Genomic DNA, 17,315 nt, shown 5'->3' with positions numbered 1-17,315 from the left:
CGTGGAGCAGGGTCACACCGTCGATGACCTGCTCGGAGATATCCAGATAGAACGGAGGGGCGATCTTCTGCGGATTGTTCAGGGCGGTGACGAAATCGCGCTTGAGCTGCGCTGCCGCCGAAGGATCGACACCAACCACAGAGCCGTCGTCGGCGACCCCCAGCAGCAGGTCGCCACCGGAACGGTTGAGGAAGGCACAGACACTCTCGAAGACGTCGCGATTGAGGGCGTCACGACAGCGCTTGAACTCCACCTGGAGCCCCTCGCCCGCGGCCAGCAGTCGCCGAACGTTCGCCTCACTGATCACCTGCGCCCCCCGAGGAGATGGTCGGCCATTGCTACTCCTGCTCGGACGAGCGTTCCGAGCGCGGTACGTGCTCGACCAACTGCTCGATCCGGCAACCGAAATAGTCGCACAACTTGTCCAGCGTATCGGTGGTCGTACTGTGCCCCCGATTGCCGGCGATCCGAGTCAGGGTATTTCGCCCGATCCCCGTAGCCTGCGCCACCTCATCCAAGGTGACTCTGCGCCCTTCCCGGAATTCGCGGTCGGCGACCAGCTCTTTCAGCCGAAATCGAATCATTCCCGTGCCCTTCTGATTTTACTGTGCACAATCATAGCGCGGCGAGAAACAACCGTCAGGAATTGAAAACTCACCAAGAATAGTGAAAAACACTTGCGGACAAACCATGAACGGCATAACATCACCAGTTGTGGTTGGTTCAACCAATGCGTAATCAGAACCACCATTGGAGAAACGACAAAACCCGAGAACCGGGTTCATCCACGTAAAAGGGGAAAGCCGTCCGGTGCGCCAACACCGGACGGCTGGCCCACGGGATAAAAGCTTAGGAGGCCATCCCTATGAACCGAAAAAAGTCTACCACGGTGACACTGGAGCCTATCGATCTGGCGCTGGACGACTACACCCAGATCAAACCGGGGCTCTCCCCAGTCGAGCTGATGGATGGCGTCAACAGCCGCTTCCAGCGACTGCGATCGCTGAGCGTCGCCTTGAGCCAAGCGGCACACAGCGACGACGTCGGCCTCGGAGAGAGCGACCTCTCGGACATCGGCTTGAGTCTCTGGCACCAGGCCAACGAGTGCCACACCTTCGTCACCGCGTTGTGGGAGGTGGTGAGCCCCGAGCTGTATCGGCAGGCGGAGGAGTGACCGCAATGGAGGGCGCTGCGGCGGCGCCCTCCACATAGGTCAATAGCCCCACTCCTCATGAGCCAGGGGCAGCCGGTTGAGTTCCTCGCGGTGGAAGCGCCAGTTGGGCAGATAGCGGTCCATCAGCCCGGTGAAGCGGCGGTTGTGGCTGGGCTCGATCAGGTGAACCAGCTCGTGGACCAGGATGTACTCCAGGCACTCCGGCGGCTTCTTCGCCAGCTCCAGGTTGAGGCGAACGGTACCGGTCGCCGCGCCACAACTGCCCCAGCGGGTCTTCATCCGCTGCACCAGCAGCCGCGAGGAGGTGACGCGGAGCCGCGCCTCCCATCGTTCCCGCAGCGGGCGCACCGCCGCCTTCAACTCCCGCCGGTACCAGCCGTCCAACACCTCCCGCCGCTTCGCCCCGTCGGCGCCGGGGCGCACCCACAGCACCAGCCGGGAGTGGGTCAGCTCCACTTGCGGCGGCGCCTCCCGTCCCGCTCCTCCAACTGAAACAGGTAGCGCCGCCCCCAGACGTAGTGGCTCTCCCGCTCCCGATACTCTCGCGGGAACTCCCGCTCCTGCCCGCGCAGCTTGCGCTGTTCGCCGCGAATCCAACCCAGGCGGGAGAGGGCGAAGGCTCGGATCGCCTCCAGCTTCATCCGCTTCGGCGCCGAGATGCGCACCGCGCCGTCGGGCGGATAGACGCTCAGGTGGATATTCTTGATCTCCTTCAACACCACCTCCGCCTCCATGCCGCCGAGGTCGATGGTCTCCTCCGCGGCCAGGCGGATCGCCTGGCGCATCTTGAGGTAGTGATCGATCTCCCCCTTCAGCCGCTCGTCGATATCCTCGGAGATCTCGGTGTTGCCGCAGAAGAAGCGGATGTAGTCCAGCTCCTCGCCCGACGGTGCCACCGGCTCGCAGAGCGCCGCCAGCGCCTCGCGGGCCGCCTCCAGCCGCTCCGTCCCCTTGGCGATGCGGTCGGCCAGCAACACCTCGGGGTCCACCGCATCCCCCTCGATGTGGTTCAGCTCCGAGGAGTGGACGGCGATCGCCTCGCCCACCTTCGATCGAGAGGCGGTCAATTCTCAGGGACTGCTCCCGGCCAGGAGCGGACATTCAGCAGTCGTCTCATGGAGCTACAGCGCTCCAAGTCGGCACGGGTGCTCCAACAGGTTCCATCTTCTGCCGATACGCCATGATCCGAACGGATTGCGGCGCTGATGGCTATATGTCGGCTCGTCAGCAGAATCTGTGGGTGAAATTAGGTTCGGGTAGAACGCCAACCGCATGATCCTTTTGCCTGCAAGCAAGAAGAAAGACTTGACCCCGCACTCCCCCCGTGGCCTACCTGGGCCGCTACACCCACCGGGTGGCGATCGGCAACCACCGCCTGCTCGGCATGGAGGACGGCAAGGTGCGTTTCCTGTGACGCGACTACGCCCACGGCAACCAGCAAAAGGTGATGGAGCTGGAGGCCGAGGAGTTCCTGCGTCGATTCCTGCTCCATGTGTTGCCGAAGGGCTTTACCCGCATCCGTCACTACGGACTGATCGCCAACCGTGGCAAGCACGAGCGGCTGGCGCGGGTACGCGAGGCCATGGCGGTACCGCCGCCGGAGCCGCTGGAGGCGGAGAGTGTCGAGGCGTTCGTGTTGCGCGTGACCGGCGTCGACATCCACCGCTGTCCGATCTGCGGGAAGGGGCAATTGCGGTGGGTGGCGGAGATTGCCCCGCTACGTCGACCACCGGCGACGGGTCCTCCAGGGGGATAGAATGGAAAAGAGACGATAGCGAATCGATTGTGGACGTTCAATTTCCAGCCGGCGCGGAAGGGCATGGAGCGGGCGATTCTCGGGAATTGACCGATCCGGGAGGCTTTGGGATAGTGGACGGACATGGAATTTGGCCGGAGTGCCACGATGGATACCCAGTCCCGCTCCCCGTTTCTACCGCTGCTCTGCGAACACCCACCGTGCGGGAGTTCGTGTCCCGATAGTTTTCCCATAGCCTTCAAGGCCGTGCCGGGCGGTTCAGTCCAACACGTCTTATCCGGCCCGCGCGGGTGGGGCGGAGGGAATGCGTTGGCTTCGGTGTCGGTGCGGGCCGGATAAGATCCTGTGCGTTAGCAATCGAAGTATCATTTAGATATTCGCCATTAAATAATAATTAGCTTGGGTTTATCTTTCAGGTCACCCCAAAAACATGCAAAAATTAGCCTACATCATAATTGGACTTGCCGCCGGCTTATCTTTGTTCTTGCTTGGTCCTATTTTCTCTAATAGTTTGCTTGAGGCAGTTAAAACGTTAGCGTTGATAGCAGTCTTGTTGTTATTTCTTTTCTTTGTGATTTATATATTTAATCAATCTAGAATTGAAGAGTTCAGAAGATTAACAAATAACTTTAGCGCAAAAGAGTTGGTTGATACCCCGGGAAAAGCGATCCCGCTTATTTTTACCTATGGCTCGGGAATATTGGTGCTTGGAACAATTTTGAGCATAATGACTGCTATTGCACTATTGGCATCTGTATCAGTGGGGTACCTTCAAGCGGAGAGATTGGCAAATCAAAATGCCATTTTGGAAAGGCAGCTTCCGCTGTTACTCCGTCAGTCAATCATGAATAATTCAAATCAATTGCAATCGTTAAATCAGAGAATCAGACATGCAAATGCCGCGCTGATGAAACTGCAAGGAATCAAAAATGGATTTTCTGAGACAGAAAAATTACAGTTCCCGGATCTCTGTGAATACGTGTCTGGTGAAAAATATTCTGTAGATAGCCCGGTAACAAGCAAGGAATGTGAAGCTCTGGCAAGTAAACACTTACGAAGCCTTGATCTTATTACAGACTCTAATGGCGATTTGAATTATTTTCAAAGACAGTTTGTTGATTGGTTTGTATCTTACGTTTCCAAATTTCAAGAAAAAACAAAAGATGTTCTGTATGTTTCTGATATTGAAGATCCATCGGCATTTCAAAACGAAAACTCGTTGCTTGACATAATCAGTTTCTGCGAATTTCCACCAGATGTTTCGTCAGAACTTATTGGCGGGATTTATTCAATAAAGCGTTTTGAAACAATGGTTGATAGGTCATATGTTTTCAGCAATGTGTCACTGATTATTGTTGGGTTTAAAACTGCAATTGAAGAGTTATTTTTATCAAGACAGAATGGTTACGCTTTGTCGTCACTAAAAGGTAGACTAAAGAAACAGTACACCGGAATATATTCAGTTGTATCTAATGCCGAAACGTATTGTTCAGAGCGTGTATCTATCTTGGCCAATGAAAAGATTCTTCTCGAAGAAGCTCTACGTCAAGATAGTGAAGACTTGGCAAAAATACAGGATGGAAAAAGCCTTGCAAAACCTAAGTAGGCATGATTATTTGCTAACAATGCCATAAACTCGGACGCCAAAAAGATGCGCCGCTCGTTCCTCGCTATGCAACTTTTTGTCTCCGGTTATGGCTGGCGTTGGCGCAAATGAAACAACCAAGGAGAGCCTTATGGCAATAACGCCAGAATCAGAGCTGCGGGACGTCACAGAAATCAACGACGAAGAAAAACGACTTATAAAAGCATTCATGCAGGGAGCGGTGTATTCATGGGTCAAAAACAGAAAAGGTGAGCCTTTCGCAATTCGTAATCTGGTCGGCGGTGAAAATACTGACTGGTCAAACACTCCTTTGAATACGCTTTGGGAAAAGCATATAAAGCTTGAAAAAGAAGGAGATGACGCATCGGAAGCTGCGGCTAAGGATTTAGGTTGGCTTACAACGTCAATGTTGGCAGATGACAAAAGACTATTCGAAGTCGAAAAATCAGGAATGGTAAATACATACCGGTGGTTGGAGTCAGGATGAAGGGAAATCGCTCAACAATGCGCTCGTGTGGGACGCTTCGTCGCGATGTGGCGCGCGCTCCACAGCTTAGGCGTTATACGCAATAAGATGAAGGTTCAATATCTACGCAACGGTGAATACCAAGGGCCAGATATCACTATTGGTAAGGTCTATTTGGTAATCGATATAGAGGCAGATAGCTACCGCATCATCAATGACTCTCAAATGCCTTACTTATACGACCCACCTCAATTCGAGATCGTTGAATATGATAGGCCTAGTTTCTGGGTTACTGAATATGGAGAAGAACAAGAGGAGTATTCCTATCCTTTTTTTCATGAAACTCTCCAGGCTTTTTCGAAGATTTCCATGGAGGCATCCAAGAGGTTGTTAGCCAGTTCTGGACCGAGTACGAGACGTTGTATTGTAGGTCAAGAAGCGTATAATACGTCGGTTCACCCGACCAAAAACCGCTGTGCGGTTTTCGTCGGGTAAGCTAGGCGTTAAAAATCCCTGTGCTGAATGTCCGCTCCTGGCCTAATAGCGGTCATTCTCGGGCAGGGGCTCCTGCGATATTTGGGGTGTCCCTTCTGCCTTTGCTCAGATGATTAGAGTTTTAGTCTGTTCGAGAGAGCAAAAAAAGGGAAATTTATGTTTTATTCGTTTATAGAGTTTGTGTCAAAAAAGATTGTATCCGGACTATGGATGAATTATCAAGAAAGACTCCATGAACGAGACGCGGATTTAATTGAAATAAACGATATATTTGGCGACTCAGACCCGCTGATTAAATATTATGTTGAGCCAAACTGCCAGAACATAAATCCGGCAAATTTAAATGAAGATGAGCCTGATGCAGTTGTAAGAACCCCGGTATTTGACTCCCTAAACAACTATTTAAATAGAGAGTTCGTAATCCAGGGAGATGGTAGAAATCAATTATTTATTCTATCAGATGCTGGATTGGGAAAATCATCATTGCTGGTAATGATAAAGCTATGCGAGTTACTACCCAAGGTTGGTTGGCAATTTGACGTCGAAAACAAAAGGCCAGTTGAGCTGATAAAGTTAGACGCATCAGCACTCGGAAAAGTTAGGGCCATTGAAAATAAAAATAATACTATTTTACTATTGGATGCTCTTGACGAAGATCCACTTGCTTGGCAAAAGCCGGAACGAAGACTTCTCAAAGTTCTTCAGGCATCAAGCAATTTTCGCAGAGTAATCATCACTTGTAGGACTCAGTTTTTCCCAGAAAAAGGTGTTAGCTCATATGGCACGCAAGAAAAGCTATCAATTGGAGGCTTTGTTTGCCCCATTGTATTCCTTTCACCTTTTGATCACAAGCAAGTAAGCGAGTATCTTGATAAGCGATTTCCCAACAAAGAAAGCCCAGACGAATTAAATAATATAGAAAGATCTTGTATGATTCTAGAAAATGCCAAATCTTTGAGCTTTCGCCCATTCCTATTATCTCATATTGAAGACTTGCTTAACAGTGAAGAGCGAGAATGGACAGAGCTGTCAGTATATGACGAACTTGTAAGCGTTTGGATTCTGCGCGAGGTAAGAAAAAAATCTGCCGCTAATCTGAGCGAGGAGCAGCTTAGGCTTGCATGCATTGCCATTGCCGCCAAGATGCAAGAGTCGGGCGTTAGATATCTAACAAAAAATGAACTTGATAAATTAATAAAAAAGTTGCCTGAAATAGGAAACGTAGTCAATGTGGAGTATGGATCAAAGTCTCTACTTAATCGAAACTCAGAGGGTAATTATCGATTTTCGCATTTTTCAGTTCAAGAATACTTCTTGTCTAAGTATGTGATTGAGCTATCAATTCCAGATAGGAAATACGAAATCAATCCGATAAAACTCATTTCGGTTGTGAGAAATAAAATACGACTGACTCGAAAGTGCTTAGAATTCATTTCATTGCATCACAATCCGAATTGGAGCTATGGCAATGCATTTCTGCTTGACGACATGATTCTTGATGGATTTGATTTTAGTGATGTTTCATGGAATGGTTGTTCATTTTCTCGCAGCAGCCTTCGAGATGCAAATCTCAGCGGATCTGATATCAGTGAGGCCAATTTTTCTGACGTCACATTAGTGGGTGCAGATCTTAGCAATTCTGTCTGTATGTCTACCATTTTTTCAGGCGTTGATTTTTCACAAGCCGATTTGCAGCAAGCAAATGCCAGTGATGCCAAGTTTGGCGGGGCCAAGTTTAATGACTCTAATCTTAAGGGACTTGTAGGCATGGATAGGCCCCCAAAGGACGCAGAATTCATCGATACGATAATGCCAACTGGCAAAAGGAAAACCATTAAAAGGCTGACAAGTAGTTCCAGCGGACGCGCGAGAAGCGCGCGCCGCTGAGCTTGTCGATTGTAAAGTTCCTGCGCTAAATGTCCGCTCCTGGCCGAATCCGGACATTTCATGGAAAAAATCGATGCGACTGCTTTCACCCCGTAACCGGCGATCGTTTATCTCTCTGGAATTCAAAAGGAACGACCTGACCCCGCGCGCCCCTCGCACTCCCCGGCGTCGATGTAGCGGGGGAGGTTGAGGTTGAAGCCGTTGCGCTGCTCGATCTCGTCGAGGGGAACCTGCCGCGAATAGTGGGGGATTGCCTCCTGGCGGGTGAAGACGTCGATGATGTGGTGGATGTCCTGGCTGCGCACTCTCCTCGCGGATGCCGAGGATGCGCGCCATCACCCGGCTCACCTCGGCGGGGGTGTAGAACTGCCCCTTGCTCTTGCCGCTCTCGGTGGCGAAGTGGCGCATCAGGTATTCGTAGGCGTCGCCGAGGATGTCGTCGCCCTCGGCGCGGTTGCCGCTGAAGTCCAGCGCCGGGTTCTCGAAGATGGCGATCAGGTTGGTGAGCCGATCGACCATCCCCTTGCCGCGGCCGAGCTTGGTTGCGTCGGCGAAATCGGGCAGGTCGGAGAGGCGGTTCTCCTTCGCCAACGGGCCGATGATCTCCTTGTTGATCCGGTCGCCGATGTCGCTCTTGCCCTTGAGGGCCACCATGTCGCGGAAGCTTGCCCCCGCGCCGCGCGGGAACGAATCGCAAAGGCCCTTGCGGCGATCGGAACCCTTTCGAACTCTATCTACGACCCGAACGGGATTCAGGTCAATCGCTCATCCTGCCTCTCCGCCGCGAAACGTAGCGCGGAATGGAGCCCCTCCAGAATGTAATAGAGCCCGGTGACCTCCTCTCCCTCCAGATGGATCTGGCGGCCGAGCGCCGTGTTCTGCAGGTAGGCCACGACCGCCTGCGCCCGATGGAGCATGTCGTCCGGCTCGTCGACGAGAGGGTTTACAGGGAGAGACGCCACGGATGCTTCCGGACAGACCCTGAAGGGGCCGGTGGTATCATCGCTCTTCTTACTCACGGCAATGCCTCCTTCAATACCGGCAGAGAGGCCACCAAGCAAAAACACGGCGACTCGGTATTCGGCCGAGGGAAATAGGCAGCAAATTCTCTCTCATTATGTTCCTTGATGATTCACAATCAGTGAATTTTGGTTGCGCATGTCAACCAATTTAATTTCCGATCTCATCAGCCAATCCGAGGCGGCTCGGCTGCGGGGGTGTTCCCGGCAGGCCATTTCGAAGCTGGTACAAAACGGCAAGCTGCGGGGCTACGAGGTGGCGGGGAGGATTCTGGTCAGCCGAACCGAGGTTGAGCGCTTTCAGGCCGGTAAGGCGGGAAGGCCGAAGAAGGAGGAGTGAACGGGATCGGATCTACGCGTTTTTTCGGTCTTACTCACATCCCCTAACCAAACGTGACACCGCTACGCTTGATCAGGTCGATGAACGGAATGCACTCCACACCCACCTCCTCCAGAGCGCACACCGCCGGAATCTTGTACTTCGGCATGACGTCGGGAAGACGAAACTGACGCGCCTCATCGGAGACCAGCTTCTGTTTGACGTCCTTGGCGGTGGCGATGATCAGTAGGTCATTTTCTCCGACCCCTTTGGGGTGGTAATCGTCCTCCATGATCCCCAGCAGATATTTGATCTCCCCCGCGCCACGGAGCACCGCGTTGGTCAGCGGCAGCACTTCGATGTCGCACTGCTTCAACCAGCCGCCGCACTCCGGGGACTTTCGCTCCACCTCTTCGAGCGCGACCACGGGAATCGCAAACTCACCCGCCGCGATCCGTTCGGCAATCCACTCCCACAACGAGGGAAAGTTATCGATTGGATAGGTATCCCAGGCAAAAATGATGGAAGAGGCATCAAATACGGGCATGCGCCTCTTCCAATCTACGCAGGTCCTTGATCTTCAGATTGTCGAGGTAACTGCTGGCGCGGGCCAGGGTGATCTGGCGACTGTGGAGGGCGTCGAGCACGGTACGAACGAAGGGTTCGCCGAAGACCCGCATCGGTTCCTTGTACCGGTAGCGACTGCCACCGCTACTATCCTTGGGAAGCGGTAGCGTCTCCTTCCATTTCCGATATTCGGGGTAGCGCTCCCGCGCCAAAAGCCCCTCATTGACCAATCGCAGCACGACCACCTCACCGCTGACACACCACCGCTTGCACTCCCGCTTCAGGTAGTTGTCGTAGGCACTCACCTCCCCTACCGGGAAGTGGGTCATATCCACTTGCGCGAGAAGTCCGTCGGGCACCAGCAGGTTAGCGGCGAACGCGTTGGCCACCTGTTCCTTGCCACGATAGCTGTGGAAGTCCTCTTCGTCGTCGATGAAGCTCTCGCGATGCAGCAGTAGGTGGGCCAGCTCATGCATCAGGGTGAAGGCCTGTGGACCTTCGGCGCCCTGTTTTTTGATGGCGATGACGGGATAGCTGTCGAAATAGAGGGAGAAGCCGCGGACGGGACTCTCCTTGGCGATCTGCCACTGGCCGGCGTAACCGTTACTGAGGAAGACCATGATCCCCTTGGTCTCCACCGCACGGCGCAGCGCCTGGAAGTCCATTCCCTCCTCGATGCCCAACCACCGGCGAGCAACGGCGGCAGGCTGTTTCATATCGACGGGGTCGAACGAAAGGCCCGCCGGGTACCACTCCCGATCTACCGCCTCCCCCAGGTCCTCCAGCAAGCTGAGATAGACCCGGCGCTGATACTCCACCCGCTCCACCAGCGTCTTCAGTCGGGGGGAGAGGGTAGGCTTGTGATTGCGGAGGGTACGGAATTGGGCAGAGTGGAGCGTCGTCTCGTTGACCGGCTCCGGCTCCAGGAAGAAGAGCAGTCCACGGTTGAAGAAGGCGGCAATGCCGCGCAACTGTTTGATGCTCAGGGCGTCCTCTCCCTCCATGACCCGCCCCAGGGTCGCCGGTGCGATCTTCACCTCCCGGGCAAGCTGATCCACCGAGAGCCCCTGCTCCTCGCAACACCAGGCGATTCGTCGCGGATTGATGGCATGTGCCTTTTCCATAAGGTCGATGATAACAGCCGGCTGAGCGGGATCAATCGGGTAGGCCCTTTGGAATATCCGCCGCAAACTCCATCACTCAGTTGCTGATGGGAGATCGGTTCTGCAGGAGTGAAGTTCAGGACGCTTCCGCCGGCGCATACCGCGCCAACGCATCGAGCAGCTCGCGCTTTTTGATCGGCTTGGTGAGGTGGCCGTCGCAGCCGGCCTCCAGGCTCTTCTCCTCGTCGCCCTCCTGGGCATAGGCGGTGAGTGCGACGATCGGCGTCCGTCGGCGGTCGTTTTCGCGCTCCCACCGGCGGATCGCGGCGGTGGCGCGGTAGCCGTCGAGCACCGGCATCTGCATGTCCATCAGCAGCAGATCGAACGCCCCCTCGCGATAGCGCGCCAGCGCCTGTTCGCCATCCTCCACCGTCTCCAGGGTGTGGCCGCTCTCCTTCAGGTAGGCGCGGATCAGCAGGGCGTTGTCCGCGGAGTCCTCGGCGAGCAGCAGGCGCAGCGGGCGGGCGGGGGCGACGCCGGTGAGGCGGGGGGCGTCGCCGATGGCGTCGCGCACGGCGTGCAGCAGTTCGCGCCGTTTCACCGGCTTGACCAGATAGCGCACGCGGGCGCGGCGGGCCCAGTTGAGGACGTCGCTGCGATCGTCGGAGCTGAGCAGCACCACCGGGGTGCGGCGCAGCTCGGGGTCGGCGCGTAGCGCCTCGATGGCGTGGATGCCGTCAAACAGCGGCATGTGGTAATCGACCAGCACCAGATCACGGGGGGGCCCTTCGGCCAGGGCGCGGTGCAGCTCGTGCCACTCCCGGTCCACCCCCTCGACGGCGCTCACCCGGCAGCCGGCGTGCTCCAGCATCTCGGTGAAGAGTGCGCGGTTGGTGGCGTTGTCGTCCACCAGCAGCACCCGCACCCCCTCCAGGGTGGCGCTGCGCGGCGGCGGCGGCACCTCCTCTTGCGGCGGCGCCTCGGTCAGCGGAAAGCGGGCGGTGAAGGTGAAGGTGCTGCCCACCCCCGGATCGCTCTCCACCCCGATCCGGCCGCCCATCATCTCCACCAGCTTGCGGCAGATGGCGAGCCCCAGGCCGGTGCCGCCGTGGCGGCGGGTGACCGAGGAGTCCTCCTGGGTGAAGGGCTCGAAGATCGCCTCCTGCTTCTCCTCGCTGATGCCGCTCCCCGTGTCGGCGACGTCGAAGCGCAGCAGCACCTCGTTCTCCCCCTCCTCCTCCACCGTCACCACGACGTCGATGCGCCCCTCGCGGGTGAATTTGACCGCGTTGCCGATCAGGTTGACCAGCACCTGGCGCAGCCGCTTGGGGTCGCCCATCAGGCTGCGGGGCAGCTCGTCGGGCAGTCGGGCGGAGAGCTCCAGCCCCTTGCCCTTGGCGGGGACGGCGAGGATCTCGGCGGTCCCCTCCACCAGCCGGCGCAGGTCGAACGGCGCGCGGTCCAGCTCGAACTGTCCCGCCTCCACCTTGGAGAGGTCGAGGATGTCGTTGATCAGCTCCAGCAGGGTGGCGCCGGCGCGCTGGAACACCGCCACGTAGCGCCGCTGTTCCGCGGTCAGTTCGGTCTCCTCCAGCAGCTCGGCCATGCCGATGATGGCGTTCATCGGCGTGCGGATCTCGTGGCTCATGGTGGCGAGGAACTCGCTCTTGGCGAGGTTGGCGTTGACCGCCTCCTCCTTGGCGATGCGCAGCGCCTCCTCGGCGCGCCGGCGCATGACGAACTTCTGCACGTCGTTGGCCACCGTCTGCAGTTGGCGCACGTCGTGGTCGTCGTAGTGTTCGGCCTTGTTGCCGACGCCGAGGATCATCCGCACCCGGTCGCCGTCGAGCACCGGTGCGCTCATGTGGCGGATCACCGGGAAGTGGCCCTCGGGAAGGCCCTGGCGGCCGGACTGGCGGGGGTAGTCGTTATGGACCACGGTGCGCCGCTCGCGGAAGCAATCGGCCCAGATGCCGGCCTGCTCGATCGGATAGTGGGCGTCGAAGGCGGCGGTGCAGACCTCGCGGGTGGCCTGGTTCCAGGTGACCAGGGTGAGGGTTCTCTGGTCGTCGTTGACCATGTGCAGGTAACCGATCTCGCTGTTGGTCACCGCCACGGCGATGTCCAGGGCGCGATCGCACAGCTCCCGCTCGTCGAGGGTGGGAGCTGCACGGTCAAGTTCCAGCAGCATCTGCATGCGCCGTTCATTGGTCTCACTGAGGGCATGGGACTCGGCCAACCGCCGCTCGGTGATCTGACGTCGGCGAATCTCCCGCTGCAGGCGGCGGTTCCACATCCCGAAGATGGCGATTACCGCCAGGGCGAGTCCGCTCACCATCACCAGCAGGTAAACGGGATCGTCCCAGCGGAAGGGGATCGACGGGCCGATCCAGGCCGATGAATCGGCGGCGGTGATAACGAGGGAGGCGTCGACCACGCTGGGAATGGGGCGTGAGGTATCGGCCGCAAAGGCGAGAGGCGCGAACAGCAGGGGCAGGAGCAGGACGAGGCGCAGGAGGGCGACCCATCGGAGAGACGGGCGCGCACCCCACCACTCCCTATCTTGGGTCACCAAAAAGCGCATTTTTTCCAATGAATTCCGTTAGGTCGACGGCCTCATCACTTAGAAGGTAGCAGCGAATCCGCTGGGCGGCGGCGCGCTTCGCTCAATGGAAATGGTATTGCACCAGCAAACTGGTGGCGCTCTCGTCGCTATCCAGTGCGGCGCTGTCGTCGATACCGTACTTGTTGAGCCGGGCGCCATGTCCGTTCCCACCACCTGCCAAATCGAGATGCATCACTCCGTCGTGATCGCGGCCTGGGGGCCGCTCCTACAGTGAATCGCGGCGCCGGCTATCGATCGCAACACGTAATTCAGACGTCGCCAAGCCAATTGCCGGTGCGAAAGGGTGTCAGCGCCCGCCGACACCTTGGAGAGGGGCCCTCCGGTAGGCTAACCTAGGCGGCTTCACCCGATCGACCGCGGACGCCACCGGCAAGTCCGCCCCCCGCCCAGGAGACAGCGACCATGACCCGTTCCCACCAGCTCTTCCAACAGGCCCAGCAGCACATCCCCGGCGGGGTCAACTCGCCGGTGCGCGCCTTTCGCGGGGTGGGTGGGGAGCCGCTCTTCTTCAAGGGGGCGGAGGGACCGTTCCTGATCGATGAGGACGACCGGCGCTACATCGACTACGTCGCCTCGTGGGGACCGATGATCGTCGGCCACGGCCACCCCGAGGTGATCGCCGCGGTGCAGGCGCAGGTGGCGCGCGCGCTCGGCTTCGGCGCCCCCACCGCGATCGAGATCGAGATGGCGGAGAAGGTGTGCGCGATGGTGCCGTCGATGGAGATGGTGCGCATGGTCAGCTCGGGCACCGAGGCGACGATGACCGCCATTCGGCTGGCCCGCGGCTTCACCGGTCGCGACAAGATCGTCAAGTTCGAGGGCTGCTACCACGGCCACTCCGACTCGCTGCTGGTGAAGGCGGGCTCGGGCGCGCTGACCCTCGGCGTGCCCACCTCCCCTGGCGTGCCGGCGGCGCTGGCCGAGCACACCGTGACGCTCACCTACAACGACCTCGATCAGGTACGCGAGGCGTTCGCCAAGATCGGCGGCCAGGTGGCGGCGATCATCGTCGAGCCGGTGGCCGGCAACATGAACTGCATCCCGCCGGAGCCGGGCTTCCTGGAAGGATTGCGCGCGGTCTGCGACGAGTACGGCGCGCTGCTCATCTTCGACGAGGTGATGACCGGCTTCCGCGTCGCCCGCGGCGGGGCCCAGGAGCTCTTCGATATCACCCCCGACCTGACCACCCTGGGCAAGGTGATCGGCGGCGGCCTGCCGGTGGGCGCCTTCGGCGGGCGGCGCGAGGTGATGGAGCAGATCGCGCCCCTCGGTCCGGTCTACCAGGCCGGCACCCTCTCCGGCAACCCGGTGGCGATGGCCGCGGGACTGGCCACCCTGCAACTGATCGACCAACCCGGCTTTTACGACGCGCTCGGCGCGAAGACCGAACGGCTGGTCAGCGGCATCCAGGCCGAGGCCGACGCCGCCGGCATCCCCTTCACCACCAATCGGGTGGGCGCCATGTTCGGCCTCTTTTTCAGCGAGGAGAAGACGATCAGCCGCTTCAGTCAGGTGAGCGCCGGCAACGTCGACCGCTTCAAGCGGTTCTTCCACGGGATGCTGGAGCAGGGGGTCTACCTCGCCCCCTCGGCCTTCGAGGCGGGATTCGTTTCGGCGGCCCACACGGATGCCGAGATCGACGCCACCATCGAAGCTGCCGCGCGGGTGCTGGCAAAGCTGTAGGGGCGCCGAAGACGGGCCACGAGACCCGCGAGTTTGGGGGAATGTGTTTTTTCCGCATCCCTTGCGCCTATACTCGGAAGCTTTCACACCGAATCACAGGACGATGAGCCAGCTGATCCTCGAACTGTTGCCGGCGCTGCTGCTCGCCACCATCGTGGTGGTGCTGTGGCGCGTGGGGCGCGCCCAAGGCCACTGCGACCGCCCCGGTTGGCGACTGATGGTGATCGGCCTCACCCTGGTCTTCCTCGGCATGCTCTTCGATACCCTCAAGGAGCTGCCGCCGTTCGCCCACCTCGACCCGCTGCATCTGCTGGCCAAGTGGATGATCGGCGAGGTGCTGGGGTTGCTGCTGGTGACGATCGGCCTGGCGCGCTGGCTGCCTTCGCTCTCCCGGCCGGTGGACGACCCCACCGCCAACCCCGTGTCGGAACAGCGGGCGCCGCCGGAGGGCGAGAGCGACGTCCTGCGCCGGGAGCTGCACCTGCGGGCCAGCGAGCTGCGTGCCGCCCGCCACCGCCAGGAGTGGCTCGATACCCTGCTCGATGCCCTGCCCGACGCGGTGCTGTTCAAGGATGGCGGCGGCCGCTGGCAACTGGCCAACCGGGCGATGCTCAACCTGTTCCAACTCCAGGGGGTCGACTACCAGGGCAAGAGCGATCTGGAACTGGCCGCCTACAGCAGCTTCCACCGTCTGTCGCTGCTCGCCTGCACCGAATCGGACGAACGCGCCTGGGGCGCCGGCACCGTCAGCCGCGCCCTCGAGCAGATTCCCCACCCGGAGGAGCCCGACCGGCTGCTCGACGTGATCAAGGTCCCCACCTTCCACGCCGACGGCCGGCGCAAGGGGCTGGTGATCGTCGGCCGCGATATCACCGAGCGCAAGCGGGCCGAGACCGAGCTGCTCCACGCCAAGGACGCCGCCGAGTCGGCGAGCCGGGTGCGCAAGCAGTTCCTCACCACCATCAGCCACGAGATCCGCACGCCGATGAACGCCATCATCGGCATGGGCGAGCTGCTGCTGGAGAGCGGCCTCAACGCGGAGCAGCGCAGCTACGTGGAGACCATCGAGACCTCCGGCGAGTCGCTGCTCGGGCTGATCAACGACATCCTCGACCTCTCCAAGAGCGAGGGGGAGCGGCTGGAGCTGGACCAGGGGGAGCTGGACCTGAACCGGGTGGTGAACAAGGTGCTCGCCCTGCTCGGACCGAAGGCGCGGGAGAAGGGCCTCGCCCTCACCGCGGAGATCCATCCGGAGGTGCCCACCTCCCTGGTGGGCGACCCCCGGCGGCTGCGCCAGGTGCTGGTCAATCTGGTGGAGAACGCCATCAAATTCACCCACGCCGGATCGATCGAGCTGCGCGTGTTGCCGGAGAGTGCCGCCCGCTACCCCGGCATCCTGCGCTTCTCGGTGCGCGACAGCGGCATCGGCATCCCCGAGGAGAAGCTGGAGGCGATCTTCTCGCCGTTCACCCAGGCCGACGCCACGGTGACCCGCCGCTACGGCGGTGCCGGGCTCGGGCTGACCATCTCGCGCCGCCTGGTGGAGCTGATGAACGGCCGGCTGTGGGCCGACAGCCAGACGGGCCGCGGCAGCACCTTCCACTTCACCGCCCACTTCGGCATCCGCCCCGCCGGCAAACCGCGCGCCGAGGGAGAGCCGCGGCTGGCCGACCTGAAGGTGCTGGTGATCGACAACGACGCCACCAACCGGCTGATCCAGCGCGAGATGCTCGCCTCCATGGGGGCCCTGGTACGCGAGAGCGGCGACTGCGAGAACGGCATCGGCGAGCTGGCCCGCGCCCATCGCAAGGGGGACCCCTATCGGCTGGTGGTGATCGACTGCGAGGTGACCGAACAGGCCAACGTCGAGGGGGTGCGCCAGTTGCTCGCCGAACACCCCTTCCCCGACATCCGGTTCATCGTCGTCGCCTCCCGCGACCAGCCCGGCGAGCGGGGCGAGGCGCGCGCCCTCGACGCCGGCTACCTGCTCAAGCCGATCAAGCGCGAAGACCTGATCAAGGAACTCCACGCCGTCCTCCAGGCCCCCGCCGAAGAGCCCGCCGTCGTGCCGGAGGGCACGCCGCGGACACGGCGCATCCTGCTGGTGGAGGACTCCGAGGACAACCAGATGCTGGTCCAGGCCTACCTGAAGAGCACCCCCCATGCCCTGGAGATCGCCCGCGACGGCGCCGAGGCGCTGGAGATGTTCCACCAAGGCGACTACGACTTGGTGCTGATGGACGTGCAGATGCCGGTGATGGACGGCTACGAGGCGACCCGGCGGATGCGCGAGTGGGAGAAGGCCGAGGGGCGCCGCCCCACTCCGGTGATCACGTTGACCGCCCACGCCATGAAGGAGGACGAGCGCCAGTCCTACCTGGCCGGTTGCGACGCCCACCTGACCAAGCCGATCAAGAAGGCGAAGCTGCTGGAGGCGATCGAGCGGTATGCGGGCGGCGAGGCTTCCTGAGCCCTACCGATCGCGCCGATAGGGCGGTACCCGGCAGAACGCGCCGCCAGCCATCGCCTGTAGGAGCGGCCCCAAGGCCGCGATGGCGCCCTTTCCGCCAACCTCCGCAAGCCACGGAAGGTCTGGCACTTCGCACTATCGCGG

General features: G+C 59.5%; 15 protein-coding genes and 3 pseudogenes. 9 read left to right on the top strand and 9 right to left on the bottom strand.

Features of this window, described 5'->3' with window-relative positions; genetic code table 11:
* The coding region (locus tag ACYQ2W_RS21115; RefSeq protein WP_459871802.1) for an AlbA family DNA-binding domain-containing protein at nt 1-307 on the bottom strand (307 nt) is incomplete at its 3' end.
* Nucleotides 308-338: 31 nt separating this feature from the next.
* Entirely contained in the window at nt 339-584 is a 246-nt protein-coding gene (locus tag ACYQ2W_RS21110) for a helix-turn-helix domain-containing protein (protein WP_459871799.1), read from the bottom strand.
* Nucleotides 585-865: 281 nt separating this feature from the next.
* On the opposite strand from ACYQ2W_RS21110, the gene ACYQ2W_RS21105 reads away from it, so the two are divergent.
* Nucleotides 866-1,174, top strand: a complete 309-nt coding sequence (locus ACYQ2W_RS21105; RefSeq protein WP_459871796.1) for a hypothetical protein — start codon at nt 866-868, stop codon at nt 1,172-1,174.
* Nucleotides 1,175-1,213: 39 nt separating this feature from the next.
* On the opposite strand, the pseudogene ACYQ2W_RS21100 reads toward ACYQ2W_RS21105, so the two are convergent.
* Nucleotides 1,214-1,815: pseudogene (locus tag ACYQ2W_RS21100) on the bottom strand (M48 family metallopeptidase).
* Between the two features lie 683 nt (nt 1,816-2,498).
* Between ACYQ2W_RS21100 and ACYQ2W_RS21095 the strand changes: the two are divergent.
* From ACYQ2W_RS21095 to ACYQ2W_RS21080, 4 genes and pseudogenes are all read left to right on the top strand, one after another.
* Nucleotides 2,499-2,930 (top strand): annotated as a pseudogene (locus tag ACYQ2W_RS21095) (IS91 family transposase).
* 430 nt (nt 2,931-3,360) lie between these two features.
* On the top strand, nt 3,361-4,536 hold the full coding sequence (locus tag ACYQ2W_RS21090; protein WP_459871793.1) for a hypothetical protein: 1,176 nt from the start codon (nt 3,361-3,363) through the stop codon (nt 4,534-4,536).
* 130 nt (nt 4,537-4,666) lie between these two features.
* Nucleotides 4,667-5,023: a hypothetical protein gene (locus ACYQ2W_RS21085; RefSeq protein ID WP_459871790.1), complete on the top strand. Its 357-nt coding sequence runs from the start codon at nt 4,667-4,669 to the stop codon at nt 5,021-5,023.
* A 684-nt stretch (nt 5,024-5,707) separates the two neighbouring features.
* Nucleotides 5,708-7,384 carry a pentapeptide repeat-containing protein gene (locus tag ACYQ2W_RS21080; RefSeq protein WP_459871788.1) on the top strand — a complete coding sequence of 559 codons (1,677 nt, stop codon included), beginning with the start codon at nt 5,708-5,710 and terminating at the stop codon, nt 7,382-7,384.
* Nucleotides 7,385-7,506: 122 nt separating this feature from the next.
* Here the strand turns inward: ACYQ2W_RS21080 and ACYQ2W_RS21075 are convergent, their stop codons facing one another.
* Together ACYQ2W_RS21075 and ACYQ2W_RS21070 are read right to left on the bottom strand one after the other, a co-directional pair.
* Nucleotides 7,507-7,689, bottom strand: coding sequence for an N-6 DNA methylase (locus ACYQ2W_RS21075; protein WP_459871785.1), 183 nt, complete (start codon nt 7,687-7,689; stop codon nt 7,507-7,509).
* Nucleotides 7,682-8,146, bottom strand: a pseudogene (locus ACYQ2W_RS21070) (N-6 DNA methylase); the annotation flags it as partial. The pseudogene ACYQ2W_RS21070 and the gene ACYQ2W_RS21075, both read right to left, overlap by 8 nt.
* A 38-nt stretch (nt 8,147-8,184) precedes the next feature.
* Here ACYQ2W_RS21070 and ACYQ2W_RS21065 point away from each other — a divergent pair.
* Nucleotides 8,185-8,481 (top strand): hypothetical protein, encoded by a 297-nt coding sequence (locus tag ACYQ2W_RS21065; RefSeq protein ID WP_459871782.1) that lies wholly within the window; start codon nt 8,185-8,187, stop codon nt 8,479-8,481.
* Nucleotides 8,482-8,542: 61 nt separating this feature from the next.
* On the top strand, nt 8,543-8,743 hold the full coding sequence (locus ACYQ2W_RS21060; protein WP_459871804.1) for an excisionase family DNA-binding protein: 201 nt from the start codon (nt 8,543-8,545) through the stop codon (nt 8,741-8,743).
* 43 nt (nt 8,744-8,786) lie between these two features.
* On the opposite strand, the gene ACYQ2W_RS21055 is transcribed toward ACYQ2W_RS21060, so the two are convergent.
* From ACYQ2W_RS21055 to ACYQ2W_RS21040, 4 genes are all read right to left on the bottom strand, one after another.
* Nucleotides 8,787-9,269, bottom strand: a complete 483-nt coding sequence (locus ACYQ2W_RS21055; protein WP_459871780.1) for a DUF4411 family protein — start codon at nt 9,267-9,269, stop codon at nt 8,787-8,789.
* Nucleotides 9,256-10,413 carry a helix-turn-helix domain-containing protein gene (locus tag ACYQ2W_RS21050; RefSeq protein WP_459871778.1) on the bottom strand — a complete coding sequence of 386 codons (1,158 nt, stop codon included), beginning with the start codon at nt 10,411-10,413 and terminating at the stop codon, nt 9,256-9,258. The genes ACYQ2W_RS21055 and ACYQ2W_RS21050 overlap by 14 nt, the downstream gene beginning before the upstream one ends.
* 115 nt (nt 10,414-10,528) lie before the next feature.
* Entirely contained in the window at nt 10,529-12,964 is a 2,436-nt protein-coding gene (locus ACYQ2W_RS21045; RefSeq protein WP_459871775.1) for a response regulator, read from the bottom strand.
* A 94-nt stretch (nt 12,965-13,058) separates the two neighbouring features.
* Nucleotides 13,059-13,190, bottom strand: coding sequence for a hypothetical protein (locus ACYQ2W_RS21040; protein ID WP_459871773.1), 132 nt, complete (start codon nt 13,188-13,190; stop codon nt 13,059-13,061).
* A 230-nt stretch (nt 13,191-13,420) separates the two neighbouring features.
* Here ACYQ2W_RS21040 and hemL point away from each other — a divergent pair, with 230 nt between their 5' ends.
* Both hemL and ACYQ2W_RS21030 read left to right on the top strand, forming a co-directional pair.
* On the top strand, nt 13,421-14,701 hold the full coding sequence (hemL, locus tag ACYQ2W_RS21035) for a glutamate-1-semialdehyde 2,1-aminomutase (RefSeq protein ID WP_459871771.1): 1,281 nt from the start codon (nt 13,421-13,423) through the stop codon (nt 14,699-14,701).
* Nucleotides 14,702-14,804: 103 nt separating this feature from the next.
* Nucleotides 14,805-17,171: a response regulator gene (locus tag ACYQ2W_RS21030; RefSeq protein WP_459871769.1), complete on the top strand. Its 2,367-nt coding sequence runs from the start codon at nt 14,805-14,807 to the stop codon at nt 17,169-17,171.
* Nucleotides 17,172-17,315: the final 144 nt, after the last annotated feature.

This window comes from Endothiovibrio diazotrophicus (genome assembly GCF_054657215.1).
This window is presented reverse-complemented; position numbering and strand designations above follow the sequence as displayed.